This window comes from Vibrio sp. B1ASS3 (assembly GCF_905175355.1).
Taxonomy (GTDB): domain Bacteria; phylum Pseudomonadota; class Gammaproteobacteria; order Enterobacterales; family Vibrionaceae; genus Vibrio; species Vibrio owensii.
In genome coordinates this window covers 596158-621534 of the sequence record NZ_HG992743.1, presented here as the reverse complement: position 1 = coordinate 621534, position 25377 = coordinate 596158, and the positions used below count along the sequence as shown (strand labels likewise).

Genomic DNA, 25377 nt, shown 5'->3' with positions numbered 1-25377 from the left:
AACACTGGTGCACTTCTTTTTGGATCGCATTTTTATTGCGTGAGCTTGTGCCATTTTGTGGTAGGCAGCTTATTACGTGCATAAAATGTGACGATCCCTCATACCGCCCTGATTCTGGTGATATTTAGGAGTTAACCATGAATCAGTCATCACTACTTGCCGAATTTGGCGACCCAATTACTCGCGTAGAAAACGCACTTATCGCACTTAAAGAAGGCCGTGGCGTGCTTCTCCTCGACGATGAAGATCGTGAAAACGAAGGCGACATCATTTATTCCGTAGAACACCTAACTAATGAGCAAATGGCTCTGATGATCCGCGAATGCAGCGGCATTGTGTGCCTGTGCCTGACAGACGCTCAAGCAGACAAATTGGAACTGCCACCAATGGTTGTGAACAACAACAGCGCAAACCAAACGGCTTTCACGGTTTCTATTGAAGCGAAACAAGGCGTAACAACTGGCGTTTCTGCCGCTGACCGTGTAACAACCATCAAAACAGCAGCAAACCCAAATGCAAAACCAGATGACTTAGCTCGTCCTGGTCATGTATTCCCTTTGCGTGCTCGCCCTGGTGGCGTCATGACTCGTCGTGGTCACACAGAAGGCACTATCGATCTGATGCAAATGGCCGGTTTGCAGCCTGCAGGTGTGCTTTGTGAGGTGACAAACCCAGATGGCACAATGGCAAAAGCACCAGAGATCGTCGCGTTTGGTCGTTTACACAACATGCCAGTACTCACCATCGAAGATATGGTTGCTTACCGTAATCAATTTGATTTGAAGCTAGCGTAATCAACACGCAATTGCCCAAGTCAAAAGCCGCTGAACTCAGCGGCTTTTTTGATCGATTTGATTCCTTTGCGAGTAGTTATACTTAGTAAAAACAAAAGGAATCAACATCATGAAGGGAATCACTCGCAGCGCACTTACCGCGACACTACTCTCCGCTAGCTCTTTGGCTTTTGCATCGAGCTGTCCAGATATCTTGCAGGGAAAGCAAAGGCTTCTCAATTCAACGGAAGAAATAGAGCTTTGTGACGCCTTCAAAGGCAAAACGCTACTGGTAGTGAACACCGCAAGCCAGTGCGGCTTTACCCCTCAATTCGAGCAATTAGAGCAGTTGCATCAGACTTACAAAGATCAAAACTTTGCCGTTGTGGGCTTTCCTAGTAACGACTTTCGTCAAGACCGTGGCAGTGAAGAAAAAACCGCTAAAATTTGCTATCTCGACTACGGTGTTACCTTCCCTATGATGGCGCGAACCTCTGTTCTTGGCGAGGATGCAAACCCAGTATTCGCCGAGATCAGTACTCAAGCGGGCATTACTCCGAAGTGGAACTTCTACAAGTTCTTGATCAACAAAGAAGGTAAAGTCGTTGCGACCTTCCCAAGTTCAACCTCTCCAACAAGTACTACGCTTACTAACATGATTGAACAACAACTGTAAGGAAGGCTGCCATGACAACCACACGTACGACAATGCTGCAATTGGGTTATTTAGGACTGCTGCCCTTTCTGTTCAGCTTGGTTCTCATCGTTACAGAAAGGACTTTGTTTAACTTATCTGGGGAGCAGTTTTTTATTGCTTACAGTGCAGTGATTTTGAGTTTTCTTTCCGGGGTACTTTGGGGCAACGCCATTGATCATTTTTATCACCGCTTGAGTCGAAATGCCTTGGTGTTAAGTAACTTATTCGTATTGCTTGCTTGGGGAGCGCTGCTGCAAGGTAACAAGCATTATGTCGTCGCGACTCTGTTATTGGCTGCTGGCTACATTGCCGTTTGGTACGCAGAAAAGTTGATTCGAAGAGTAGAAAAAGAGGCGGAGCCAAAAGGGTATCAGATGATGCGAGGCAAGCTCACGACAGGTGTGGTACTTATGCATGGGTTGGTTTTAATTGCTTAAACTGGTCTGTCCACCTACCAGATCACAAAATTAACTAAGTTATATAAAACAATGTTCATTTCGTGAAGTGTGCGTAATTTTGAACGCCGTTTTGTTTTAATTATGAATGGATGGTCATATAAGTATCTCAAAAACATTCACAAAGGATATGAATATGTTTTTTCGTAAACTTCTTTTTAGTACCGCAGTTATCAATGCAACAGCGGGTTGCGTGTCTTATCAAGCACAACAGGCTGCGGTCAATACGGTGAATAGCACTGGAGTGGTTCTTAACAACGTAGTGAAAACCACCATCGCTCAGCCTTGTAACGTTGCCGTCACTGTTGCTAGCTTGTTTTATCCAAATGCGATCTTTATGACTGATATGCCAACCGCAGCTTGTACGGCTGTGCTCCGCTAACGCAAAAACAACATAAAAAATGGCGACCTCATTGGTCGCCATTTTTATTGATGCGATTATAGCGTTAATAAGTAGTTCACCAACGCGTTGTAATCATCGTAACTGCGGATCTCATTTGGCAACACAATGTACTTGTTGTTCACCACAACACCCGGAACCCCAGTCAGCGTGCTTTGTTTGAATTGCTTATCAAAACCTTTCTGCATAGAGTTCACTGCAAAGCTGTTGTACGCTGCATCAAACTTCTTGCCATCGACACCATTGTCAACGAATAACTGCTTAAGCTCTGCTTCGTTTTGAGGTGCTTGACGCTTCTGATGAATTTGCGCAAACATCGCCGGCACCATCTTATCCTCAACACCTAGTGACACCATTGTTGCGTAAGACTTCGCCATCGGAACAGCCATATCACCCCCCATAAATGCGACATGCACCTTCTCAAAGCTAGCGTCTTTCGGTAACGCTGGTTTCAAGTTATCGATGACAGATTCAAATTTGTAACAGTGTGGGCAATAGAAAGAGAAGAACTCAGTGACTGTCGGTGTTTTTGCTTTCTCTACATCCAAGATTTTGTAGTGTTTACCCGCTTCAAATTGTGCAGCGTGAGCAGTGAATGCCAGTAGTAGAGTGCTACAAAGAGCAAATAGCTTTTTCATTTTTGATTCCTTTCGGCACAGGTGTGCCGTATTCATTAATTAATGTTTAAAAGTCCAGCAGTGCTGGTTTGTGATGAATAAAGGAATCAAACAATAGGAGGACGGTAAGGCTTATAAATCACTGTCACTGCTTTTGGGGTGGGTGATTTATCAATCAATGCAAGACTGTGTGGTAATAAAATTACATCATCTTGTAAGAGGTTGGTTGGTATTTTGACGATACAAGAAGAGCTACAACTGGTGTGTACTTGCTGCCCTTTCTCCATCAGATGATCACCATGGTGTGATTCAATACAGTCCGTATTGTCCACGCCCATTTTTTGATGAAGCTCAGCCGTTCTATCGTTATTCGAACTCACTTCGATTGGCGCTGTGGCTGCACGCACACTCGACGCTACGCCCGTTAGCAACATGGCTAATAGACAGAGCATTGTCGTCATAAATGTACGGTTAAAACTCAGCATATAACTTCTTCAAAATACGGTGAATCTTCATCATACAGAATCCTTCTTTTCATACAAGCCAATCACTTAATGCTAGGTTCACAAACAAGACGATTCTGACACTCGATACCGACTGCAATGCCGATAACACTTGAAATCACTATGAAACCCGAGTAATAGTTAGATCAGTTTTTGTACAAACAAGGAAAGATTAATGCTTAAAAAGAGATTCTTTAAAACAAAAAATGAAGTCGAAGTCACGTTCGAGCTAGACAAAAACCAGTGGGAGTCGATTCAAATTGCAGGCGATTTCAACAACTGGCAACCAGAACCAATGAAGCTCGTGAAGAAAAGTGGGCAGTTTAAGTTTAAGACGCGCTTGCCGAAGGAACAGAATATCCAGTTCCGTTACTTATTTAACGAAGCCGAGTGGGAAAACGATCCACAAGCAGACGCATACGTGCCAAATGGCTTTGGTAGCGATAACAGCGTTGTATGCACACAAGAGCAAATCGCTTAAGCACCGAATTCAGAAACAAAGGCGCACCGAGTGCGCCTTTTTTATTGTCTAATTTTCATTAAGTTATTACTTATTGTTGCCATATGGCAACAGTGTTTTAACTGAAGTGATATATATCAACAAAAGCCATTTCCTTAATATATCCACATCGCAGCGAGATAGATGTTCTTAACTAAAAGCTGCTCTCAAACGAAAGCGATTCTTAAAAAATTAAGGAAACAAAAGATGAAAAAACTGATTGTAATCACAGGTGCAAGTTCTGGTATTGGTGAAGCTATCGCACGCCGTCTAAGCGATGAAGGTCACCCACTTCTTCTTCTTGCTCGTCGTGTAGAGCGCTTAGAAGCACTAAACCTGCCAAACACGCTATGTGAAAAAGTAGACGTTACTGAAAAAGCTTCATTTGAAGCGGCAATCGCTAAAGCAGAAGAGAAATTTGGCCCTGCTGACGCATTAGTAAACAACGCCGGCGTAATGCTACTTGGTCAAATCGACACACAAGATGCATCAGAGTGGAAACGCATGTTCGACGTGAACGTACTTGGTTTGCTAAACGGCATGCAGTCTGTGCTAGCACCAATGAAAGCACGTAACAGCGGTACTATCATCAACATTAGCTCAATCGCAGGTAAAAAGACGTTCCCAGATCACGCGGCTTACTGTGGTACTAAATTCGCAGTTCACGCAATTTCTGAAAACGTTCGTGAAGAAGTTGCAGCATCAAACGTTCGCGTAACAACAATCGCACCGGGCGCAGTAGAAACTGAACTGCTTTCTCACACTACATCACAAGAAATCAAAGATGGTTACGGTGCGTGGAAAGAAGACATGGGCGGCGTGCTAGCTGCTGATGACATCGCACGTGCAGTTGTATTTGCTTATCAGCAACCACAAAACGTTTGTATCCGTGAAATCGCTCTAGCACCAACTAAGCAACAGCCTTAATCTCTGCGATTCTAAGACGAAGAAATTCAAAAAGCGGCTCAATGCCGCTTTTTTTGTTTTGAAGCGTTGGAAAACAAATCAATAATTAGCCATCAAAAACTCATATGTCGGAGTCGGCACTAGTGGCTTAATTGAGTCAAAATCTCTTTCTTCTAGTAGTTTACGAACTGTAGAAGCACTTATGACGCGCCCACCTGTTGAAATACGTTCAATAATATCCACGTCAATATTATATTCAGGCAACAGCTCTTGCATTTTCTGGTTGTACTGCTTGGTTACTTTACAGGTTGGCTCATCACCCAAGAAAATCTTGCTAATATTTAATTTCTTAGCAATAAACTCACAAAAGAACCAAGCTTCCATAGAAGCATCAGCCACAACTTCACTTTTTGCATCTTTATCAAAGTAATCTGGATAAGTAAGTTCAGTACAAATAAACTTCCCGCCAGGGAGTACCGTTACATTTTCTAAATGTCGAGAGCTATCATGAACAAGTTGTAAGCGGTCTTTAAACTTAAAGAAAGACAAGTCCTCTTCAATAACAAAAATAAATAGCTTATCAACTTTTTTAGAAGCATAATCAATCAAATGCATGTGACCATTTGTGATAGGATTACAATTTACAGCAATGCTACCGACATTAACCCCATCATCTGGAATATATTGCTCTAGCAAAGATAAATAACTTTTCATTTCACAAGACTCTAATGTTCGAGACACATGTTTAAATAAAAAGTACTTAAAATTATCCAATATTTTATAGAAATCGCTTTCATTTTGATTAGCTGTGAGAGCACAAACTGATTGAACCGTTGGTAGGCTTATTAATTTTGAAAGAATTCTATCCCCAACTTCGTTCGCCATCATTTCATTCCCTAAAGGAGAGAAGTGGCAATTTACTTTATCTAAGTCAAGAAAGAATTTGTTACCTCTATCTATCTCGTTTAAATCAATTGATTCAATACTAGTGCTATTTAGATCGCTAAATTCTATAAAATCAAAGAATACAACAATATCACCAGGTTTAATCTTGGTTTGAACAAGATTGTTAACAGCCAATAAAAGGTTCATCCCATGACTTCCGTGATTTTCTACGATCACATCACCATAATGGTTGTTAAAGTATGCCTGTAATTGACTTGCAATTGTATCACTATCTTTTACACCAAAACTGCAGGTTGTTGAAGAACCAAATAACAAAACTCTTTTGACTGCATTTTCTGGTTGCCCTGTTGTTGTTCTTTGTCCATTTTTTACAGAAACAAAACCATTATCAAAATCGGAAAGTACGACTTTCGTTGCTTTTATTATTGGTGAACCGCATTCGAATAGTTTTGATATGTTTTCACGCTCATCAATAGTATATAAGCTTTTTACATATTCAGGAACATTATTTCCCTGACACCAATATTTTCTATCTTGGATATATAACTTGGAGTTTTTTAACAACTCTATTTCAGTGCGAGACTTTTTACCTAACCTTCGTCCTTTATTCTCTATACATATTAAAGAAGGAATTCCACCTTTAGATCTTACATAGTTTTCAATAAACTCAACCTTATAAGAATCTGGCATCGCTCTATTCATTACGTTTATCGAAGATACTATGTCATTCCGATAATTATCTGATTTTTCTTCTAGATTATTGGCTTCAATCAATTGATTATTAATTAGAAATAGATTCTTGAGGACAAAGTACCAGTCTGGATTTTTATCATGATTAAATAAAAACTCGGCTTCTTTAATAGCTTTACTTAGATCACCATTTTTAATATATATATTCAGCAATCTTCTTTTTATATAGTTCAATCTTTTTTTGTTAGCGAAATTGCTTTCAATCTTATATAAAAACAACCTAAACTTAATTCTATTAAAAATCACAAAACACCTTAAACGCAATAGCTCTACAGAAAGTAGAGTATTGCCAATTGACAAAAATTAATTTTATAAAATATTTAAAATTTAATCACACCATGAATAGTTATCAAACAATAGTTATGTAAGGGTTTGTAATGGCGAGTAATAACACGATTACAATCATTCACATCGCTAAATTCAGTGGAAAAAAATCAATTAAACCGAAGTTTATTTAACTTATTTTTATCATTTAGATCGATCCAACATTACAAAGAAACCTCATGTAACATTTCCTTAAAAACCTCCTCACAATACCTGAATGGAGTTTCAACGCCAACAAGACGAAGTTCTTGCAAAACAAACGCAAGAACAAGAGGTTGAAGTGATTAACCAAGACCCCGCACCACAAACTAGTTAAAGGTTGCACACCGATAGTAAAAAGCTCCGAGTAATCTCGGAGCTTTTTTGTTTTGTCTTGTTAATTTCAATCACTCTCGTCTATAAATCCCCTCTGACTCTTTACGTTTATTGAAATCCCTGACAAATTTGTTTAAGTTTCAGGGATAATTCCTACAAGATGCATCACTGCTATGAACGTACAAGACACTAAGCAATCACTTATCATCGTGGAAGACGATCCCAAGCTGCAGGCTATGCTAAGCGAATACTTTGAAGGACAAGGCTTTGAAGTTAGCTGTATAGACAATGGAACGGACGCCCCGGATGCGATTCTTGAAAGCCAGCCAGATCTCGTTCTTTTAGACTTGATGTTGCCGGGGCAAGATGGATTGAGCGTTTGCCGCCAGATCCGCGAATGCTATAAAGGCAAAGTGCTGATGCTTACTGCCAGTGATGATGATTTTGACCATGTTGCTGCGCTTGAAATTGGTGCCGATGATTTTGTGACGAAGCCGATCAAGCCACGTGTTCTGCTTGCTCGCATTCGAATGCTGTTACGCCGTAAAGAAGCATCAGCAACAGATTCAGACACATGTTTAGAAGTGGGCGTCTTGTGCCTTAACCGCCTGCGTAAAACGTGCGCTCTAAACCAAGAACCCATTCCTCTCACCGACGGTGAATTTGATCTCCTTTGGGTACTCGCAAGCCATCCTGAACAAACCCTTTCTCGCGAGTGGCTCACCAAAACATTGCGTGGCATCGAATACGACGGCACCGACCGAACCATTGATAACCGTGTGGTAACGCTGCGTAAAAAGTTAGGCGACAGCACCACACCACCACAAAAAATCATTACTGTGCGCGGTAAAGGTTACTTGTTTATGCCCGATGCTTGGAATGCGTAATGAAACGTATTTATCTGGAAAGCTTTTTAGGTCTGATCATCCTATTTGTAGCCAGTCTTGTTGGCTATGAAGTCATTGTTTATCAACTTAATACGGACTACGACTACCTACTAGAAGAGCATGAAGCTCAAGCTTTCCATGAGCTGATCTATCCGATGTATCAAGAAAAAGGCGAGGAATACACCGTTCAGCAATTAGAGAAATTCGCAACATCGAGTCACATGTTGTTAGTTGCTCAGGAAATGACGAGTCTTCCTCCTGAGGTTCAGAAAACATTCGATGAAGATCTATCGGTGAATACGGCCTTTGATGATGAGCGGGACTTGTGGTTTCGCTTTGAGCCCGGCTCCCCTATCTTCAAGTTAACCCAAAACCCCAACAGCCCTATCATTCAAGCCATCAATTTTGACGACAACATCGTTTGGCTGTTTTTCCTTGCTGGTTTCGCGCTTTACTGTGTCTTGCTGATTTGGTTCTTAAGCCGACGAGTTCGCGCTCTAGAAAAGGTCACCATTGATTTTGCCTCTGGAGATTTCAACGCCAGAGCGGACACCTCCAGTGCCAAATCCGTCGGTACGTTGAATAGAAGCTTCAACCACATGGCTGATAAGGTGTCTCGACTCATCACCACCAATAAAATGCTCACCAACGCGGTAGCGCATGAGCTTCGTACCCCTATTTTTCGTCTGCAATGGCAAGCCGATCTACTAGCCGACGCGGCTTTAAATGAACAACAACAGAAGTACGTCGACAGCATCGTAGAAGATATCGACGACATGGAAAATATGGTGGAAGAACTGCTCTACTACGCCAAAATGGAGCGACCAAATGCCGAGATTCAAACTTCTTCTGTCGCCCTATCTAGCTTTACCCAATCGTTTTTACCCAAGTGGCAACGTGACACCCAACTTTCTATCTTGATTGACGACACGAGCTCACAACAGGCAATCATTGACGCCGACCCAAAACTGCTAAAACGCGCCTTAGATAACCTACTTCGCAATGCGATGCGTTACGCACAAACCCAAATCGTGCTAGAGATTATGGAGACACCGGAGAAATCTTGTATTCGTGTGCATGACGATGGCTGTGGTGTGGAAGAGAAAGATTGGCCTCATCTGTTTGATGCGTTTTACAGTGCTGATAAATCACGTAACAAGAGCACTAGCGGGTTCGGTTTAGGGCTTGCCATCGTCAAACAGATCGTGGAATTGCAGAACGGCGAAGTCTATGTCTCACACAGTCCGCATGGCGGTGCGTGTTTTACAATCTGCTTTCCCAAGTAAATTCATAAACTTATCAATACTCCCTTAAACGCCATTACAAAAGGCGACACTTCAATACAATTGGCCGACAGAGCACCACAATAAAACAGTGTACATTTAATCCATAAATTCACAGCAATAATGGATCAACGCAATGTATAAACCTCTTCTTCTCGTCACCCTTTCTTCCACACTTGCTGCTTGTGCTTACAACCAAGAACCTGTTGTCGATATGACCAATGTTGACCAAGCCCAATACGAGCAAGACTTCACGTATTGCCAAGGTTACGCAGAAAAAGTGGATAAAGGCGAAGCCGCTAAAACTGAAGCACAAAACGGTGCCGTTACGGGTGCGTTGGTCGGTGCCGTTGCAGGTGCATTAGAAAATGGCATTGGCGGCGCCGCTGTGGGCACGGTGGCAGGCACTGCTGTTGGTGCAGGAGCTGGGGCTGTTGGTGGTGCTACCGACTCAACCAAAACGCAATCCTTAGTTCTGCGTAAATGCCTAGCGAACAAAGGCTATACCGTATACGACCTTGATTCATAACGTATAAATTCGCATCAATTACACAAAATTTTGCGTTGAGCGACGTTAATTTCACAAATGTTTCACGCTCGATCTATTAGTGTCATGTTTTCCAATTCGATGCACTTCTGTCATCAGGGGAGGCTTTATCCCTCAAAGCGCCCCTCTTTTTTAGGGCTTAGCAGTTAAAAGGCCACATTTTGAAACCAGGTAAAACAGGCATTCGCCGGATATTGGACGCAACCGGCTATTCACTTCAAGGATTGAAAGCAGCGTGGACTCATGAAGCCGCTTTCAGACAAGAACTGGTACTTACACTTGTCCTTTCTGTTTGCGCATTCTTGCTTCCTGTCACCACCTTAGAACGCATCATGATGATCAGCAGCCTCCTGTTGGTCGTGATTGTTGAATTGATTAACTCCGCCATCGAAGCGGTTGTCGATCGTGTCAGCGATGACTGGCATGAACTCAGTGGAAGAGCCAAAGACATTGGCTCCGCAGCAGTATTTGTTGCACTTTTTCTCGCCCTATTTGTTTGGGCGTCGATTTTACTTTAGTCACATCGAAGCACGTCAATTATGAAGACAATTGAACTCCCAACTAAAGGTATCTCCTACATTACCTTTACGCTTTTATTAGCCTTGTATTTCGCTCTTGTAGTCAATATCCCCATCTACAAAGAGTTGGTGCATATCTTTGCGGATCTCGACCAGGTTAAGATCGGTTTCATCATTACGATTCCAATCTTCTTTTTTGCGGCGTTGAATTTCCTATTTAACCTGTTCAGTTGGCCTTGGATCAGCAAGCCTTTCTTCATCTTATTGCTGATCACATCGGGCATGGTGAGTTACGCAAGCTACAACTACGGCACCTTGTTCGATACGGACATGATCACCAACATCGTTGAGACAGATACCAGTGAAGCCAGCTCATACTTGAGTGCCTACTCACTTATCTGGACACTATTGATGGGAGTTCTCCCTGCCCTAGTCGTCTTCAAGATTAAGTTTAAGCCTCTTGAAGGCAAATGGCTTCGCTTCACGTTGACCAAAATCGTCTCAATGCTCGCTTCGTTGGCTGTTATCGCTGTGATTGCAGGCATGTATTACCAAGACTATGCGTCAGTTGGTCGCAACAACAGTTACCTAAAGAAAGTCATCATTCCGACTCAGTACGTGTACGCGATCTCTAGCTATGTAAAAGAAAACTACTTAACGACACCAGAACCTTACCGTGAGATTGGTACGGATGCGAAACAATCCCAACTTGCACTAGAACAAGCTAAAGAGAAACCAACGCTGCTTGTCTTTGTATTAGGTGAAACAGCACGAACTCAGAATTATCAAATTAATGGCTATGAACGAGAGACCAACCCATACACCAGTAAGTTAGATGTCATCTCGTTCCAAGACGTCTCTTCCTGTGGTACCGCAACGGCTGTCTCTGTGCCTTGTATGTTCTCTCAATTACCACGCCACGACTTTGATCGCAGTAAAGCTGACAACCAAGATAACGCGTTGGACATCATGCAGCGCGCTGGCATTGATTTGATGTGGAAAGACAACGACGGTGGCGACAAGGGCGTTGCTCATAAGATCAATAAGATGGATGTCGCACGCGGCAAACAAAACACGCTTTGTAACGGCAATACCTGCTACGACATGGCGCTGCTAGACAATTTGGACGACCAAATCGCGAGCATGAAAGGTAACCGAGTTGTTGCGCTTCACCTGATTGGCAGCCATGGTCCGACATACTTCCAGCGCTACCCGAAAGACAAAGCGTTTTTCCAACCAGACTGCCCTCGCGCAGATATTGAAAACTGCAGTGTGGCGCAAATTGTGAACTCTTACGACAACACGATCCGCTACACAGACTTCGTCTTGGATCAAACCATTGCAAAACTGAAAACGTTGGAAGATAAATACAACACGGCGATGATCTACGTCTCTGACCACGGCGAGTCTCTGGGCGAAAACGGATTGTTCTTACATGGCATGCCTTATGGTTTAGCACCGGATTTCCAAAAGCGTGTTCCTATGATGCTTTGGATGTCACCGGGCTTTAAACAAGCAAAACATGTCAACACCGATTGCTTGGCACAAGAAGCACAACAAACCGCAACGCACTCACACGATAATGTCTTCCACTCATTGTTGGGCATTATGGATGTGGAAACCAATGCCTACGACGGCGCTTTAGATATCTTTAAGACTTGTCGAACATCTTAGTTAAAGACAAATAAGTAAAAGCCTGCCCCATTTACTTGGGTCAGGCTTTTTATGACATTTCGCTCTCAGAAATCCAACAGGTTCTCGTTATAATGTTTATCCCGTCAACGAACAAAGTAGAACCAAATGAAAATTGGCATCATTGGCTTGGGCGACATTGCTCAAAAAGCTTACCTTCCTGTTATCACTCAACTTCCCAATGTAGAGTTGGTATTCTGTACCCGCAATGCAAACGCACTCAACACGCTCGCTCAACAGTATCGAATCGCAGAAACCTGCCAAGACTATCAGCAACTGGTTGGCATGGGCGTAGATGCGGTCATGATTCACGCCGCTACTAGCGTTCACCCTCAAATCGCGTCTTTCTTTTTAGAACAAGGCATCCCGACATTCGTTGATAAGCCTTTGGCAGACAGCGCTACTGAAGTAGAAAAGCTATATGAACTGGCAGAACGCATGAAACAGCCTCTGTATGTTGGCTTCAATCGCCGTCATATTCCGCTCTACAATCAACATATGCCGAACATCCAGAAAGGCGAACTTTCAGGCTTGAAATCTCTGCGTTGGGAGAAGAACCGCCATCAATTACCGGGGGATATCCGTACCTTCATTTTTGATGATTTTATCCACCCTCTTGATAGCGTGAACATCACGGCCAGAGCAGATCTGAAAGACGCTTACATTACACATCAAATGGATGGTGACCAACTGGCTCGTTTAGATATCCAATGGCAGCATGGTGAGACACAACTTCATGCATCCATGAACCGCCATTTTGGGATCACCACAGAGCGTGTCCAAGCGTGCTATTCAAACAAAGCAATGGAGTTTGATTCGTTTGTTGAAGGGAAACTGTGGCAAGACAATCAGGAGCAAAAGTTGAGCTTAAAAGATTGGACGCCAATGCTGACCAGTAAAGGTTTCCACTCTATGTTGCTGGATTGGTTTGAAGTCATCCAGTCAGGCAAAATCGCTTCTGAAATCGTAGCGCGCAATATCGCTAGCCACCAACTTGCCGAAGCGATTTGTCAGAATATTGTACAGTCAGTGCGTCGATAATTAAGCACTAAAACGAGCGCGGAACGCTTTGGGAGCCAATCCCATGGTTTTAATGAACACTTTGCGAAACGCGCTCGCGTCTTGATACCCAACTTGATAAGCGATAACTTCAAAAGCTAAGTTGCTCGACTCTAATAAATCACACGCCTTTTGCACACGAAGGTGTTGCAGATACTGATTCAAATTCAAACCTGTCGCTTTTTGAAAACGTCTCTGAAGCGTGCGTTCAGTTAAACAACTGATCTCCGATAGCGCTTGGTTTGAAATCACATGTGAGAAATGATCGGCCATGTAGTGCTGAGCATTAAGAACGGCACTATCACCATGTTGAAAGTTAGGCGTGAATTGCTGATAAAAACGCTGCTCTCTGGCACCTGTATCGACCACCAGCATCTTTCCCAACAGACGCATCACTGCAGATGTACTTAGCTGAGAAACCAGCTCCAACCCCAAATCAAGCCAAGACATCATGCCACCAGAGGTAATGATACTGCCCTCGTTGATAAGGATGGACTCGGGCTTAAGCGTCACGTTAGGAAACCTATCTCGGAATAACCCTGCCAGCCCCCAGTGTGTTGTGCACGCTTTGTTATTCAACAAATCAGCGTGAGCGAGAACAAATGCCCCTGCACATGCAGACGCCACAACCGCACCGGCCTTGTGCTGCTCAAACAACCAAGACGTTAACGCCTCACTAGGCGAAAGGTAATATTGCTCCGCACCGCTTGGCGGCAGTATGACCACCGTGAAATCATCGGCTCGAATAACGCCTTCTTTCCAATCAATGATGTCGGCATGAAAGCGGCATTCAACATCAAGCTCAATCGAAGCACGGTTTGCCATCTCAAACAGCTCCTGCAAACCATAGACTGACGCTTTTGAAGCCCCCGGATAGTTCACAATAGCAATGTTTATCTTGTTCATTCCAAATGTCGCTTTTGGCCTATTTTGTGTCATTTTAGACACTAAGCAAGACAAAAGAAAGTACGCATAATAGCTCCCATACCAAAGCAACACATTCACTGAAAACAAAAGGAAAACACCATGAGCCAAGCAGCACTTCTTATTATCGATCTACAAAACGACTACTTCCCTAACGGTAAATTTCCGCTATGGAATACAGAAGCAACACTAAACAACATCCAGAGCGCAATTGCTAAAGCGAATGAGAAAAATATTCCTGTCATTCATATTCAGCACATCGCCGATCCAGCAATGGGCATTGCACCTTTCTTTAATGAAGGCTCTGAAGGCGCTGACATTCACCCTGAGATCTTAGCGTTAGCGCCAAATGCCGATGTGGTCATCAAACACTTTGCGGACGGCTTTGAACAAACAAACCTTGAAGAAGTACTGCAAAAACATGGGGTAACAGAGCTATTAATAAGTGGCATGATGACGCAAAACTGTGTCACTCATACTGCGATTTCTAAAGCGGCAGAAAAATACGAGGTATCAATTCTTATGGACTGCTGTACAACGGTCGATGAAATGATCCACAACATCGCACTGCACGCTGTATCAACTCGCGTCCCACTAGTAACGGCAGAGCAAAAACTGTAAGCCTGCGAGCATCCACTATACTGTCTTAATTAGAATGACCCGATGCGCCACGCGTCGGGTCCTGTTGGTTGGCACTGACTCTCATTAACTCTATAGGGACAGCACAATGAAGTGGATGTCAGTTTTATCAATTATCACCTTATCGAGCGCACTCACCGGTTGTGGAGGGAGCGACTCCTCAGATCCAGAGATTGCGGTAAGAGCGCTCAACTTTCAGACCGTTAACTTCGTCAACCAAAACCCGAGCGGTGTTTCAGATATCAGTGTTCAAGCCAACTATGGCAACCTGCAAGAAGATATTTATTCCAACTTGCCACTTTATGGTGCGACAGAAACAGGTTTGCTGTTGATTCAAGAAAACGCCAGTACTTTTGATATCACGTTTGATTTGATTGAAACCAATAGCCAGCAAACCTTAGTCAGTGAGACACGCTCAATTACTGTCTCTAATCCTCAAGTGATCTTTGCTTTTGGTGACGCAAACACAGGTTTTTATGACCTCGTCTTCCAAGACAAGCCCGACACGAGCAGTACAACCAATACTCAAGTCTCTGTATTCGTTATGGATGCTAGCCAACTACAAGGCGGTATCAATAGTGATGTTTGGGTGGATGGGTCCCAACGGATCTTTAATCTGAGCAAAAGAACCTTGTCGAGCCAGATCATCGTGGGCGCAAATACCGCAAATGTTCCGATTGAAATCAGAGAAACAGGCACTACAACGGTGATAGACACGTGCAGTATTTCTACCGAAACCAGAGCCATCATGGTGATATTGGATCCATTGGGCAACTGTCGAGTGCTGTCTGTTTTAGACTCTGTTTTTTAAACCATTTGTTGGTATTTTGGACACTCAATAAGGTATGCATAAAACGCATACCTTACTTCACTTTTTATCATTTGTGTCATCACAGACTTATCTCTACACTTCGCGCTCTTTTTTCTACTTGAGCGCACAATGCATGCTTTTTTCTCAAACCATTTTCGCTCAGGTGCTGAGAATGTCCGTCATGTTGGGCCTGTCGTTAATCATCGTCCATAACTCACCTAAGTTATTGGAAATATTGGCAGAACAAGCCATCAACAGCGGTTGCCATCAAACCACTGGCGACGGCGAACACCAGGACCACTCTCATCACCACCATCACCATTAATAAGAGCAAATTATGAGTATTTTCCGATTTCCAATTCTTGTTTGGCTTGGAATAGGGATTTTGATTATCTGTCTAGGGATCAGACAATCGTTCGGCATTTTCATGATGCCAATTTCAGACCACTTCCAAACGGGCCGTGAGTTCTTTAGCTTTGCTATTGCCTTGCAAAACCTGTTGTTTGGTGTGTTCCAACCATTTGTTGGTATGGCGTCAGACCGTTGGGGCGCAAAGCGTATTATCATTTTAGGTGCCATTTCTTACGCTTTAGGTCTTTACCTGACTTCTATCGCAGTTGAACCAACCATGATGTATTTGTCGCTGGGTGTTCTGGTTGGCTTCGGCTTAAGCGCGACCAGCTACGTGATCGTGCTAGGCGCAGTGGCGAAAGTGGTCCCTGCCCAACACGCAGCAAAAGCATTTGGTTTGACGACTGCTGCGGGCTCATTCGGCATGTTTGCGATGATCCCCGGCGCACAAGCCCTATTAAGTGACTTTGGTTGGCAAGGCGCACTTCAGGTGTTTGCCGTATTGTGTAGCTTTATGGTGATGTTTGCGTTGTTCATGAGAACGGCAAAACCACTAACCAACAACGCCGCAAGTGCTCAAGAAGATACGCAAACTCTGAAAGAAGCGTTAAAAGAAGCTTTCGCACACAAAGGTTACTGGTTGATCCACGCCGGTTTCTTCGTTTGTGGCTTCCATGTCATGTTTATCGCCACTCATTTACCAAGTTACTTGGCAGATAAAGATTTACCGGCTTCAACAGCAGCGATGGCACTGGCGTATGTCGGCATCTTCAACATCTTTGGCTCTTACTTCTGGGGTGTGATGGCCGATCGCTTTAACAAGCGTCACGTTATGTCTGCACTGTACTTAATGCGCACGGTTGTGATTGGTGCTTTTGTGACTTTACCTGTCACCGAACACACCGCTGCCATTTTTGGCGGTGCTATCGGCTTCTGTTGGTTAGGCACGGTGCCACTGACTTCCGGCTTGGTCCGCCAGATTTTTGGTGCTCGTTACCTTTCAACCTTGTACGGCTTAGTATTCTTCACGCACCAAGTAGGCAGCTTCTTGGGGGCTTGGGTTGGTGGTCGCATTTACGATTACTACGGCTCTTACGATCCAATCTGGTGGTCAACGGTTGTGTTGGCATTTATCGCGGCTCTTATTCACCTGCCGATCAATGACAAACCGGTGCCACGTTTGAACTTGGCAACCGCGTAATTTAAGAAGGCTCTTAACGTTGTCGTTGGGAGCCTTTTCTCTTTTCTCCCCGCAACACGCTTTCTGTTTTCCCTCAATCGAATAGGCATTCTCATCAATGATTGCTTATTTAAGATAAAGTGCGTCCATTCATCCTCTGTTAAGATTCGTGTGACATACTTAACACAACGCTATAAATCAAAAAGGGTTTTAAATGAGAACACTCGGCAACATCATCTGGTTTGTATTCGGTGGCGTATTCATGGGTTTGCTATGGTGGTTCTTCGGACTATTAGCTTTCATCAGCATCATCGGCATTCCATGGGGACGCGCTTGTTTTGTGATGGGTAACTTCTCGTTCTTCCCATTCGGCAAAGAAGCGGTTTCACGAGATGAACTGACCAATGAAATGGACATCGGTACTAGCCCGCTTGGCGTGATTGGTAACGTGATTTGGTTTGTATTTGCAGGTATTTGGTTGGCAATCGGTCATATACTTTCTGCCGTAGCATGCTTTGTAACCATCATTGGTATTCCGTTCGCACTTCAACACATGAAACTGGCGGTTATCTCTCTGGCTCCGATTGGTAAAACAGTCGTGACAACAGAAGAAGCGGCAATGGCTCGCTACAACATCAACCGTTAATTTTATCGCCCTCTGAGCATCCTGCTTAGAGGGTTATTCCTGTCAAAAGTAAGCCCATAATTGCCACTGCATACTCAAGAATAATGGATTGAAAGTTCATACTCCCACCTTAGTTAAAAGTTAAAATTAATACCTAGTTCTACGCTGTTCTCTTCACTTATCTTGGTCGAGCCCGGTGAAACTCGATGCTCACCAAATGTGTACTTCACATAAGGCTCTACCCATTTCGGTTTTAAAGTAATACGCACTTCGTGATTGGTTCGATGACCGCCCTCAGTGAGTTTTTTATCGTAGTTATAAGAATAACCAAGCCGGATAAAATCAATCGGTGTATAGCTTGCACCAACGGTGTTTTTCCACTCTCTTTCTGTTTTTTCCAATGATGGGAATGACTTACCAATTGAGCTGGTTCTCCACTCATGAGAGCTGTTGGCGAAAACCATCCAATCATCCCCTAACGCGGTGCCGGTAAACACGCCCGCATCATAAACGTCGAACAGATCTGCGCGGCCATAGCTCACAAATGCTTCTGTGTAGAATTGCCCGAGCATCACGCCATATCCCGTCCCCAATTCTAAATACCCCGTAGAATCGACCTCAGCAGAAATGTTCCACTCTTCGGTTGCTTGTAAGTACCCTGAAGCAGTCACAATCCATTCATCATCTGTATTGGACACATCTAAACCAAACTCTGGCATTTTGTAGTCAGCAGAAAAACACGGCACGGCAAAGAGCGCGCAAAGCAGCGTCAGAGATTTATTCATTGGAATACCTATCAGAAAGACTCGAAAAGAAAAAAGGAGCCACTTAAATCAAGCGGCTCCTTGCTACTTACCCTTATGCGATTTGGTTTACGAGCGCTCAACGCGGTCGCGAATCGCTCTTTTTATTTCCTGACGTTGCTCTTGTGATAGGGATTGAACCTTTTGTTTCAATTCTGCGCGCTGTTCTTGAGTAAGCTCTCCACTAGGAAGCGTTACCGGCCCCTCAATAGGGTTGACTGGCGTAACATCTTCAATTGGGTGAACGGGACCAATTTCAATTGGTAGCATCGGCACGCCCTCAATCGGGTGTGATACATCTGGACGCTCAATAATCGCGGCAAACAAGCGACCATCTTCATTGCGCACCACAAATTGAGTACCACTGTCTAAAGTGATAACGAAGTTGTCGCCGTCTTGCTCAACCGAACCAATCGTGTTGCCTTCAGGATCTTTTACCGTTCCGCTTTCAACCGTGTAATGGTTCTCTTCGTCGTTGATAACAATATGCACATTGCCATCATTATCTTTGCTTACGATAGCCACGTTATCATTGTCACCAACGATCATCGCGGCACCGCCTAAGTCAACAATGTCACCATATGTTGGAATAACGCCAGCGTCATAATCTGGGTCAGAAACGATTGGATTCTCAGGGTTCGCAGCGCCTTTCTCATTCACAATCAGACGACCATCTTCAACAGATAGGTGCACATAACCTGCAGGGCCAACAAACATAAGCTGGTTATCAACCACTTCAATCACACCGACTACTTCGTGGTCTTTGTTCATTACCTCAGTGCCGTTGGTGTAGTAAAGCTCACCACCAACATTGAATACCGTGTTCCCTTCTGCGCCTTGGATTGCAACCGTGTTGTACTCACCTTCATCGCCTTGAATAACCATGCCGTCAAAGTTTTCACCGTTGAAAACCTCCACACTCGCTACCCCATTTGGCGTTTCAGTGTCAGAATCCGAACCCGATGAAGAACAGCCAGCTAGAAACGTCGCCGCGATGATTGCACTCAGTAATTTAACTTTCATGATTTACTCTCTTAATTTGTCGAAACTCAGGGATGCCTCTTGCAAAAAAAGTGGACTCCCTGCCCGATGAAGAGAAGTATATTGAGCAGTGTTTTATTACTCTAATCGCTAAAAAGAAACCCGCATTTAACGGCGGGTTATTAATAAACAAAGGTAGAGAGCTTGATAACCAAGGGTTATTATTGCTGTTGCGAGCGCTCTAGGTGTTTGGTTATGACATCCGTGATTATGCTACGTAGCCAATGAACCATTTCATTACGGCGATTCTTATGGTGATAGTAAGCGTGCAAGCAAGGCTCAATCACGATACCGTCAAACTCGATATCCAATCTTCTCAATTGAGAGATCTTATCGACGTTCACCGTTTTTGAAGCGGGAAAGACCATGTCCGAGTTAGCCACCACGTCGATAATGGCCGACGGCAATTCAGAGCGAAACGCAATTTTTGGCTCCACACCTTTGATTTTCATTATCTTCTCAGAAAACGACACGCTGGAGTTCCAATCGGCCGCAATCACGGTCGCAAACTCCAAATCCCTGCAATCCGAGATTTGTAATCGGTCACCGGGAAACGGATGATCTTTTCGCACGTACGCACAGAAGGTGTCTTTGACGATCATTTTCGTCAGTAGCTCTTTTGGGGCGTGGTTGATTTCATAGTTCACACCAAGCGTAACATCGTCTTTGATGATCTCATCCATGGTGGAGCGAGACCAATTCAACAAGTGGATCTGGACGTTTGGCGCTGCTTGTCGAATCGCCTGACAGATTTCACTCGCGTAAGAACTCAAGATAAAAGGAGCGAGCGCGATCTTGATGGTTCCGTTCATTTCTAATGGGTTAAATGCTTTAGAACCATTGAGCGTGATAGAGATTTCATCCAGTAACGGCGCGAGGTTTTCCGCTAAATCGTTCGCATACTCCGTCGCCCGCAACCCGTGATGGGTTTTCACAAACAGCTCATCTTCAAAATGATCACGCAGCCGCTGCAATGCCTTACTCACGGCGGGTTGAGAAACAAACAAGCGCTCTGCCGCTCGGCGCATATTGCGCTCTTGGTGCAAAATGATGAATGTTCTGAGCAAATTTAGGTCGAGGTTTGAGAAGAGATCTTTGGCCATATTCCACGTCGATAATAACTTGAGGTTATTATTCAGCATAAGAACAGATTTGCGTACTTTCCAATCTCAACGCATGAATTCTTTGCGCTCGCTACGCTTCTATGACGGAAAAATAACAATGGCCGCGATCAAGTTGGCGTTTATAAAATTCGAAATGCGCCGCTCCGATGAACACCCTGCTCTCGGTAAACGTTAATCTGCGGCATTCTTCGCTTATCACATTCCTCAAACTTATCATTTCACATCGCTTTGAAATAAGTCGTTTGTTCATCCTAGTATCAGCTCGGATGCGGGCTTTTAGATAACTTCTTTGATGCAGGTATGAGGATATCCAGTGTTGGTTTTTATGCGTTGATTCTCAAAAAATAGAGTAAAAAACCTAGTACATTAAACAAGACAACCCACACCAAATTTGTAAATTGAGAACTTCCGTTAGGGGTATCCACCTTTCTTTAATAAAGGAGCAACTCAAGCCTTTATTTGGGCAGATAAAAAGCAGTGCCCTATGAAGATTTTCTATATTTCATTGAAAGTGATTTTAACTTTCCAATGTTCAATCACTAAAGTAGATAGGATAAGGTTTATGGGTTACAGTTTCTTACAACAATCAAAGTCTTTCATTCTTATACCAAAAATGGTTTAGACGCATAGCAAGGATTCCTATGATAAATAAAAAAGTATTGATTCTCTTTGCGCATCCTTCCCAGCATCGCTCAGAGGTGAATGCTCCCCTTTTTAAAGCAGCTAATACGATTGAAGGTGTCACTTGTGTCGATCTCTATGCCGAGTACCCGCACTTCAATATCAATATTGACCGAGAACAACAGCGTTTACGCGATCACGATGTGGTGATTTTTCAGTTTCCGCTGTACTGGTACTCCACACCAGCCATTCTAAAAGAGTGGCAAGATCTGGTTTTAGAATACGGCTTTGCTTATGGCTCGGAAGGTACAGAGCTTCATGGCAAAACCATGCTTTGTGTCTTATCCGCAGGTGGTAAAGAAGAGGCCTATAAAGCCGAAGGCTACAACCACTTCACCATTAGAGAATTACTCGCCCCTATCGAGCAAATGTCGGCACTGACTGGGATGAACTACATCGCTCCACTTGCGTTGTTTGGTTCCCGTACCGCTCAAGAAGAAGATCGAATTCCACAGCATGTTGAACGCTACAAAACGCTGCTCAATGCGCTCGTCAATGACACACTTGATCTTGAAGCAGCGGCATCGCTCATCAAACTCAACAGTGCATTACCACAACTGATTAAGGAAGCATCATGACAGGGATATTCTTACAAGCCTTTGTTTACCTTATTGCCGCTGTCGTCGCCGTTCCTTTAGCAAAACGTCTAGGCTTAGGCTCGGTATTAGGTTACTTGATTGCGGGTGTGGTCATTGGCCCTATTATTGGCCTCGTAGGTGAAGAAACCACGACAATTCAACACTTTGCTGAATTTGGTGTGGTTATGATGTTGTTCCTCGTTGGTTTGGAACTTGAGCCTAAGATGCTGTGGGCAATGCGTAACCGCTTAATGGGCTTAGGTGGCCTACAAGTTGGTGGTACTGCCGCACTGATCATGGCGATTGCCTTGTACTTTGGCCAATCTTGGACCATTGCATTAGCGATCGGTTTGATCTTCGCGCTTTCTTCCACCGCGATTGTTCTGCAAACCTTTAGCGAGAAAGGACTGACTAAAACAGAGGGTGGTCAGAACGCGTTCTCGGTGCTGCTTTTCCAAGATATCGCCGTAATTCCAATGTTGGCGTTTATTCCGCTATTAGCACTGCCTGAGTTGGTAGAACAAGCACAATCTGCAGCGCAAGCAGCCGCAGAACATCATGAAGAACTTAGCCTAGTTGCTGGACTTCCTGGCTGGGCTTACGGTCTAGTGATTACGGCTTCTATTGCTATCGTCGTTGTTGGCGGGCATTTCCTCAGTCGCCCACTATTCCGCTACGTAGCAAGCTCTGGTCTACGTGAAATCTTTACTGCAACAGCATTAATGCTGGTGATCGGCATTGCGGCTTTGATGAGCCTAGTGGGTCTGTCTCCGGCTCTGGGTACGTTCTTAGCAGGTGTGGTTCTGGCGAACAGTGAGTTCCGCCATGAGTTAGAGTCAAACATCGAACCGTTTAAAGGTTTACTGCTTGGCTTGTTCTTTATTACGGTAGGTGCTGGCATCGACTTCTCAGTACTGTTCAGCGACTTTGGTTTGATCATCGGTCTAACACTTGGTGTGATGATTCTGAAAGCAGCGATTCTATTCGCACTTGCGTTCATCTTCCGTATCAAAGGCAGTAACCGTTGGTTGTTTACTTTGAGCTTGGCACAAGCAGGTGAATTCGGCTTTGTACTATTGAGCTTCTCGGTACAAAACCACGTAATCCCATTCGAGCTTTCACAAACACTGGCATTAGTTGTTGCGATCTCTATGTTCCTAACACCTGGTCTATTTATTCTATTTGATAAGGTGATTCTTCCTCGCTTTGAAAGTGAATCGAATGAGCGTGAAAGTGACACGATTGAAGAGCAAGGCACCGTCATCATTGCAGGTATTGGTCGCTTTGGTCAGATCGTAAACCGCTTATTGGTATCTAATGGCGTGGAAACGGTTGTACTAGACCACCAAGCAAGCCAGATTGATAACATGCGCCAAATTGGTACTCGCGCTTACTTTGGTGATGCGACTCGACCAGACATGCTACACACGGCAGGTATTGAGCATGCCTCTGCGCTTGTCGTCGCGATAGATAATCAAGAATCGAGCGTTGAGTTGGTCAAGTACGTAAAACACACCTATCCAAACGTGACAGTGATTGCGCGTGCATTTGACCGCGGGCATGGCTACCTACTACGCCAAGCAGGCGCAGATATCATCGAATCAGAAACTTACCATTCTGCATTGGAGATTGGTGGTCACGCAATGAAAGCCATTGGTATTCATCCGTTCTTCACTGAGCAACAAAAATCGACTTATCGCCGCGTTGAAGATCGCAAATCCAACATGCTTTATGAAGCGTGGGTCGATGACTCAGAGGGTGAACGTTACGACAACAACTTCCGTCAGCTATTTATTCATCTTGAAGAAAAAATGGCAGAAGAGATGCAAAAAGATCGTCACGACAAGCTCTCCCGTTCTGAACGTGGTTGGACACCGCCACCAAAAGGCTATGCCGACGACTTCAGCGAAGAAAACGTCCAAGAGCTGCATCCACCAAAAGAAGACGCTCAATAAACGCGAAAACCTCCCACTGGGCTGTCTCTTGATCACAAGTCTAGTGATCAAGAGACATTGCGAGTTCGTAGCCTTCAAGGATGGTTTGTAGTTTAAACCATCCTTCCCAAAGTGCCTTTATTGAAGCTCTGCCCGTCCTCTTGGTATCTTTCCAACCGCCTAATTTAGCGAGATTCTTGTACGCCCAGCCCATATCCGGCGTTTCTTTAGGTAACGTCTTACTTTCTAGTTTCAACCACAGCAGCTTCCAAGCTTTTTTGCCCAAGACCTTTTCACAACTTTCTGTTGATAGCTCATCAACCTCTTTAATGAAGCGTAACGCCAATAAACGTGTCGCAACAAAGGCATAGATGACACTTAACCTCTCTAAGTTACCTTTACTTTGGAGTCTTAGTGACTCCACATCCGTACCTTCACTTTTCCAGACTTTATGGAAGTCTTCAATCAGCCATCGACGCTCGTAATAACCGATAATTCTCATGGCGTCTTCAGCGTTGTTTACTGGCTCCGACGTCAAGAGGTGCCATGCTAACTTGTCTTTTGATGTCCCTTGCTCAAGGCAACCAACATAATAAACAGGTATGCCTGCGTGCTCCTTTTTGTTTGCTGGAGCCTTTAATGTCACCTGACCATATTTAACATCAAGATTTACATCTCTCGCTTTTCTTCCTCCTTTTTGGGGGATGGTAAGCTCTTTTGTCTGGACGCTTGGTAACGCTTGCGCATAGTCGTAAAGCTTTTGAGCGTGCTCTTCTAGACAGCGGCTTTGCATTGAACGAACGACAAAACGCTGCTGATGTTGACGTTTATAAGTTAAGTATTCGAATAGGTCAGCTTCTCGGTCACAGACCGAGATAACATCTAACATCTTATCCCCTAGGCGCTCAACGACACGGCGAGAAGCTTGCTCCCATTTGTAACTCTCTTTCTCCTCGTAAGGACGAGTCGCGTGTTGGTGCTTTTGCCCACGCTTAGTAATATCTCGGCTCCATCGTTGTTGCTCTATAAGACCAACAATGGTCTGACTTTGTGGTGCAAAAAGTAACGTCGAATGTACATGGAGAGCTCGAATTCTGTCGCCTTGATTCGTGTGCCCGAGTTCATCTTTTATACTTCGATGAGGAAAACAGAGCGTTGTTGTATCTTCAAGCGCGAGTAATTCCTCATGCTCGTTAGCTCGAGATACCGTTGATTGAAAACCTGCTTCAGCGATGTCTTTTGCATCGATGTTTTCATTGCGGATAAAGCGATATGCCCCTTCCATATCGGCGGGAGAAAAAGGAAGTTTAGCCACGGAGACTCCTGGTTGATTAGCAATGGAAGTCGCTAAACTGATGAGGCGTTGTGTTCTTCGAGGGTCTTTAAGTTGTGCTTGTCCAAATTGTTCTTGTGCCCAAAGTTTAGCGTCTGAGTGTGTCATCTTAGTGTTTCAGTAAGGATTCTTAAGTGATCAGAGCGCACACACGTTAAAGAGTTCAAAAAAAATCCCCAAGCTATAAGCTTGGGGATTTGTGTATAAGAGACAGGCCGAGTG

27 protein-coding genes are annotated in these 25377 nt (G+C 44.0%); 19 read left to right on the top strand and 8 right to left on the bottom strand.

The genetic code is table 11. The features are described from left to right. The first annotated feature begins 137 nt into the window (after positions 1-137). The 4 genes from ribB to KJB05_RS21295 all read left to right on the top strand — a co-directional run bounded on the left by ribB (position 138) and on the right by KJB05_RS21295 (position 2307). A complete protein-coding gene (gene ribB / locus KJB05_RS21310) occupies positions 138-794 on the top strand; it encodes a 3,4-dihydroxy-2-butanone-4-phosphate synthase (protein WP_005433496.1) in 657 nt (218 codons plus the stop codon). Between the two features lie 109 nt (positions 795-903). After that, positions 904-1449 carry a glutathione peroxidase gene (locus tag KJB05_RS21305; RefSeq protein WP_171371155.1) on the top strand — a complete coding sequence of 182 codons (546 nt, stop codon included), beginning with the start codon at positions 904-906 and terminating at the stop codon, positions 1447-1449. Between the two features lie 11 nt (positions 1450-1460). Beyond that, a complete protein-coding gene (locus tag KJB05_RS21300; RefSeq protein WP_208445103.1) occupies positions 1461-1907 on the top strand; it encodes a DUF3429 domain-containing protein in 447 nt (148 codons plus the stop codon). Between the two features lie 154 nt (positions 1908-2061). Further along, positions 2062-2307 carry a hypothetical protein gene (locus KJB05_RS21295; RefSeq protein ID WP_199458952.1) on the top strand — a complete coding sequence of 82 codons (246 nt, stop codon included), beginning with the start codon at positions 2062-2064 and terminating at the stop codon, positions 2305-2307. A gap of 56 nt (positions 2308-2363) precedes the next feature. On the opposite strand, the gene KJB05_RS21290 is transcribed toward KJB05_RS21295, so the two are convergent. Together KJB05_RS21290 and KJB05_RS21285 are read right to left on the bottom strand one after the other, a co-directional pair. Further along, positions 2364-2963, bottom strand: coding sequence for a thiol:disulfide interchange protein DsbA/DsbL (locus KJB05_RS21290; protein ID WP_041053586.1), 600 nt, complete (start codon positions 2961-2963; stop codon positions 2364-2366). An 86-nt stretch (positions 2964-3049) separates the two neighbouring features. Next, positions 3050-3427, bottom strand: a complete 378-nt coding sequence (locus KJB05_RS21285; RefSeq protein ID WP_009704800.1) for a hypothetical protein — start codon at positions 3425-3427, stop codon at positions 3050-3052. 193 nt (positions 3428-3620) lie between these two features. On the opposite strand from KJB05_RS21285, the gene KJB05_RS21280 reads away from it, so the two are divergent. Beyond that, a complete protein-coding gene (locus KJB05_RS21280) occupies positions 3621-3926 on the top strand; it encodes an isoamylase early set domain-containing protein (protein WP_208445104.1) in 306 nt (101 codons plus the stop codon). Positions 3927-4151: 225 nt separating this feature from the next. Continuing rightward, complete coding sequence (locus KJB05_RS21275) at positions 4152-4871, top strand: SDR family oxidoreductase (RefSeq protein WP_005442483.1); 720 nt, start codon at positions 4152-4154, stop codon at positions 4869-4871. A 78-nt stretch (positions 4872-4949) separates the two neighbouring features. Here the strand turns inward: KJB05_RS21275 and KJB05_RS21270 are convergent, their stop codons facing one another. Continuing rightward, positions 4950-6752 carry a citrate lyase ligase gene (locus KJB05_RS21270; protein WP_208445105.1) on the bottom strand — a complete coding sequence of 601 codons (1803 nt, stop codon included), beginning with the start codon at positions 6750-6752 and terminating at the stop codon, positions 4950-4952. 566 nt (positions 6753-7318) lie between these two features. Between KJB05_RS21270 and KJB05_RS21265 the strand changes: the two genes are divergently transcribed. The 6 genes from KJB05_RS21265 (at position 7319) to KJB05_RS21240 (ending at position 13113) form a co-directional block, all read left to right on the top strand. Further along, entirely contained in the window at positions 7319-8032 is a 714-nt protein-coding gene (locus KJB05_RS21265) for a response regulator transcription factor (protein WP_005442490.1), read from the top strand. Beyond that, positions 8032-9318 (top strand): ATP-binding protein, encoded by a 1287-nt coding sequence (locus KJB05_RS21260; protein WP_208445106.1) that lies wholly within the window; start codon positions 8032-8034, stop codon positions 9316-9318. The genes KJB05_RS21265 and KJB05_RS21260 overlap by 1 nt, the downstream gene beginning before the upstream one ends. 133 nt (positions 9319-9451) lie before the next feature. Further along, positions 9452-9844: a glycine zipper family protein gene (locus tag KJB05_RS21255; protein ID WP_208445107.1), complete on the top strand. Its 393-nt coding sequence runs from the start codon at positions 9452-9454 to the stop codon at positions 9842-9844. Positions 9845-10023: 179 nt separating this feature from the next. Continuing rightward, complete coding sequence (locus KJB05_RS21250) at positions 10024-10380, top strand: diacylglycerol kinase (protein ID WP_011999519.1); 357 nt, start codon at positions 10024-10026, stop codon at positions 10378-10380. 21 nt (positions 10381-10401) lie between these two features. Continuing rightward, the gene (locus tag KJB05_RS21245) at positions 10402-12054 is read left to right on the top strand and encodes a phosphoethanolamine--lipid A transferase (protein WP_208445108.1); all 1653 of its coding nucleotides are present in this window, start codon (positions 10402-10404) and stop codon (positions 12052-12054) included. Positions 12055-12180: 126 nt separating this feature from the next. After that, positions 12181-13113: a Gfo/Idh/MocA family oxidoreductase gene (locus KJB05_RS21240; RefSeq protein ID WP_208445109.1), complete on the top strand. Its 933-nt coding sequence runs from the start codon at positions 12181-12183 to the stop codon at positions 13111-13113. Here KJB05_RS21240 and KJB05_RS21235 read toward each other — a convergent pair whose 3' ends face one another. Continuing rightward, a complete protein-coding gene (locus tag KJB05_RS21235; RefSeq protein WP_208445110.1) occupies positions 13114-14037 on the bottom strand; it encodes a helix-turn-helix domain-containing protein in 924 nt (307 codons plus the stop codon). A gap of 120 nt (positions 14038-14157) precedes the next feature. Between KJB05_RS21235 and KJB05_RS21230 the strand changes: the two genes are divergently transcribed. From KJB05_RS21230 to KJB05_RS21210, 5 genes are all read left to right on the top strand, one after another. Next, on the top strand, positions 14158-14676 hold the full coding sequence (locus tag KJB05_RS21230; protein WP_208445111.1) for a cysteine hydrolase family protein: 519 nt from the start codon (positions 14158-14160) through the stop codon (positions 14674-14676). A 106-nt stretch (positions 14677-14782) separates the two neighbouring features. Further along, positions 14783-15505 carry a hypothetical protein gene (locus KJB05_RS21225; protein WP_208445112.1) on the top strand — a complete coding sequence of 241 codons (723 nt, stop codon included), beginning with the start codon at positions 14783-14785 and terminating at the stop codon, positions 15503-15505. A 172-nt stretch (positions 15506-15677) separates the two neighbouring features. Continuing rightward, positions 15678-15830, top strand: coding sequence for a hypothetical protein (locus KJB05_RS21220; RefSeq protein ID WP_005535284.1), 153 nt, complete (start codon positions 15678-15680; stop codon positions 15828-15830). Between the two features lie 12 nt (positions 15831-15842). Then, on the top strand, positions 15843-17057 hold the full coding sequence (locus KJB05_RS21215; protein WP_208445113.1) for an MFS transporter: 1215 nt from the start codon (positions 15843-15845) through the stop codon (positions 17055-17057). A gap of 193 nt (positions 17058-17250) precedes the next feature. Further along, positions 17251-17682, top strand: coding sequence for a YccF domain-containing protein (locus tag KJB05_RS21210; RefSeq protein ID WP_208445114.1), 432 nt, complete (start codon positions 17251-17253; stop codon positions 17680-17682). 113 nt (positions 17683-17795) lie between these two features. Here KJB05_RS21210 and KJB05_RS21205 read toward each other — a convergent pair whose 3' ends face one another. The 3 genes from KJB05_RS21205 to KJB05_RS21195 form a co-directional block, all read right to left on the bottom strand. After that, positions 17796-18446 carry a hypothetical protein gene (locus KJB05_RS21205; protein WP_104029108.1) on the bottom strand — a complete coding sequence of 217 codons (651 nt, stop codon included), beginning with the start codon at positions 18444-18446 and terminating at the stop codon, positions 17796-17798. Between the two features lie 87 nt (positions 18447-18533). After that, complete coding sequence (locus KJB05_RS21200; RefSeq protein ID WP_039839848.1) at positions 18534-19487, bottom strand: hypothetical protein; 954 nt, start codon at positions 19485-19487, stop codon at positions 18534-18536. Between the two features lie 179 nt (positions 19488-19666). Then, the gene (locus KJB05_RS21195) at positions 19667-20608 is read right to left on the bottom strand and encodes a LysR family transcriptional regulator (RefSeq protein ID WP_032802248.1); all 942 of its coding nucleotides are present in this window, start codon (positions 20606-20608) and stop codon (positions 19667-19669) included. Positions 20609-21270: 662 nt separating this feature from the next. Between KJB05_RS21195 and KJB05_RS21190 the strand changes: the two genes are divergently transcribed. Together KJB05_RS21190 and KJB05_RS21185 are read left to right on the top strand one after the other, a co-directional pair. Then, positions 21271-21888: an NAD(P)H-dependent oxidoreductase gene (locus KJB05_RS21190; RefSeq protein ID WP_009704823.1), complete on the top strand. Its 618-nt coding sequence runs from the start codon at positions 21271-21273 to the stop codon at positions 21886-21888. After that, entirely contained in the window at positions 21885-23843 is a 1959-nt protein-coding gene (locus tag KJB05_RS21185; protein ID WP_038877719.1) for a monovalent cation:proton antiporter-2 (CPA2) family protein, read from the top strand. The genes KJB05_RS21190 and KJB05_RS21185 overlap by 4 nt, the downstream gene beginning before the upstream one ends. A 40-nt stretch (positions 23844-23883) precedes the next feature. On the opposite strand, the gene KJB05_RS21180 is transcribed toward KJB05_RS21185, so the two are convergent. Further along, entirely contained in the window at positions 23884-25263 is a 1380-nt protein-coding gene (locus tag KJB05_RS21180; protein WP_213053097.1) for an IS4 family transposase, read from the bottom strand. Between the last annotated feature and the right edge of the window lie 114 nt (positions 25264-25377).

Excerpts from the sequence above, each read along its gene's own strand:
- ribB (WP_005433496.1), top strand. The coding sequence starts at position 138 with ATGAATCAGTCATCACTACTTGCCGAATTTGGCGACCCAATTACTCGC.
- KJB05_RS21305 (WP_171371155.1), top strand. The coding sequence starts at position 904 with ATGAAGGGAATCACTCGCAGCGCACTTACCGCGACACTACTCTCCGCT.
- KJB05_RS21300 (WP_208445103.1), top strand. The coding sequence starts at position 1,461 with ATGACAACCACACGTACGACAATGCTGCAATTGGGTTATTTAGGACTG.
- KJB05_RS21295 (WP_199458952.1), top strand. The coding sequence starts at position 2,062 with ATGTTTTTTCGTAAACTTCTTTTTAGTACCGCAGTTATCAATGCAACA.
- KJB05_RS21290 (WP_041053586.1), bottom strand. The coding sequence starts at position 2,963 with ATGAAAAAGCTATTTGCTCTTTGTAGCACTCTACTACTGGCATTCACT.
- KJB05_RS21285 (WP_009704800.1), bottom strand. The coding sequence starts at position 3,427 with ATGCTGAGTTTTAACCGTACATTTATGACGACAATGCTCTGTCTATTA.
- KJB05_RS21280 (WP_208445104.1), top strand. The coding sequence starts at position 3,621 with ATGCTTAAAAAGAGATTCTTTAAAACAAAAAATGAAGTCGAAGTCACG.
- KJB05_RS21275 (WP_005442483.1), top strand. The coding sequence starts at position 4,152 with ATGAAAAAACTGATTGTAATCACAGGTGCAAGTTCTGGTATTGGTGAA.
- KJB05_RS21265 (WP_005442490.1), top strand. The coding sequence starts at position 7,319 with ATGAACGTACAAGACACTAAGCAATCACTTATCATCGTGGAAGACGAT.
- KJB05_RS21260 (WP_208445106.1), top strand. The coding sequence starts at position 8,032 with ATGAAACGTATTTATCTGGAAAGCTTTTTAGGTCTGATCATCCTATTT.
- KJB05_RS21255 (WP_208445107.1), top strand. The coding sequence starts at position 9,452 with ATGTATAAACCTCTTCTTCTCGTCACCCTTTCTTCCACACTTGCTGCT.
- KJB05_RS21245 (WP_208445108.1), top strand. The coding sequence starts at position 10,402 with ATGAAGACAATTGAACTCCCAACTAAAGGTATCTCCTACATTACCTTT.
- KJB05_RS21240 (WP_208445109.1), top strand. The coding sequence starts at position 12,181 with ATGAAAATTGGCATCATTGGCTTGGGCGACATTGCTCAAAAAGCTTAC.
- KJB05_RS21235 (WP_208445110.1), bottom strand. The coding sequence starts at position 14,037 with ATGAACAAGATAAACATTGCTATTGTGAACTATCCGGGGGCTTCAAAA.
- KJB05_RS21230 (WP_208445111.1), top strand. The coding sequence starts at position 14,158 with ATGAGCCAAGCAGCACTTCTTATTATCGATCTACAAAACGACTACTTC.
- KJB05_RS21225 (WP_208445112.1), top strand. The coding sequence starts at position 14,783 with ATGAAGTGGATGTCAGTTTTATCAATTATCACCTTATCGAGCGCACTC.
- KJB05_RS21220 (WP_005535284.1), top strand. The coding sequence starts at position 15,678 with ATGTCCGTCATGTTGGGCCTGTCGTTAATCATCGTCCATAACTCACCT.
- KJB05_RS21215 (WP_208445113.1), top strand. The coding sequence starts at position 15,843 with ATGAGTATTTTCCGATTTCCAATTCTTGTTTGGCTTGGAATAGGGATT.
- KJB05_RS21210 (WP_208445114.1), top strand. The coding sequence starts at position 17,251 with ATGAGAACACTCGGCAACATCATCTGGTTTGTATTCGGTGGCGTATTC.
- KJB05_RS21205 (WP_104029108.1), bottom strand. The coding sequence starts at position 18,446 with ATGAATAAATCTCTGACGCTGCTTTGCGCGCTCTTTGCCGTGCCGTGT.
- KJB05_RS21200 (WP_039839848.1), bottom strand. The coding sequence starts at position 19,487 with ATGAAAGTTAAATTACTGAGTGCAATCATCGCGGCGACGTTTCTAGCT.
- KJB05_RS21195 (WP_032802248.1), bottom strand. The coding sequence starts at position 20,608 with ATGGCCAAAGATCTCTTCTCAAACCTCGACCTAAATTTGCTCAGAACA.
- KJB05_RS21190 (WP_009704823.1), top strand. The coding sequence starts at position 21,271 with ATGATAAATAAAAAAGTATTGATTCTCTTTGCGCATCCTTCCCAGCAT.
- KJB05_RS21185 (WP_038877719.1), top strand. The coding sequence starts at position 21,885 with ATGACAGGGATATTCTTACAAGCCTTTGTTTACCTTATTGCCGCTGTC.
- KJB05_RS21180 (WP_213053097.1), bottom strand. The coding sequence starts at position 25,263 with ATGACACACTCAGACGCTAAACTTTGGGCACAAGAACAATTTGGACAA.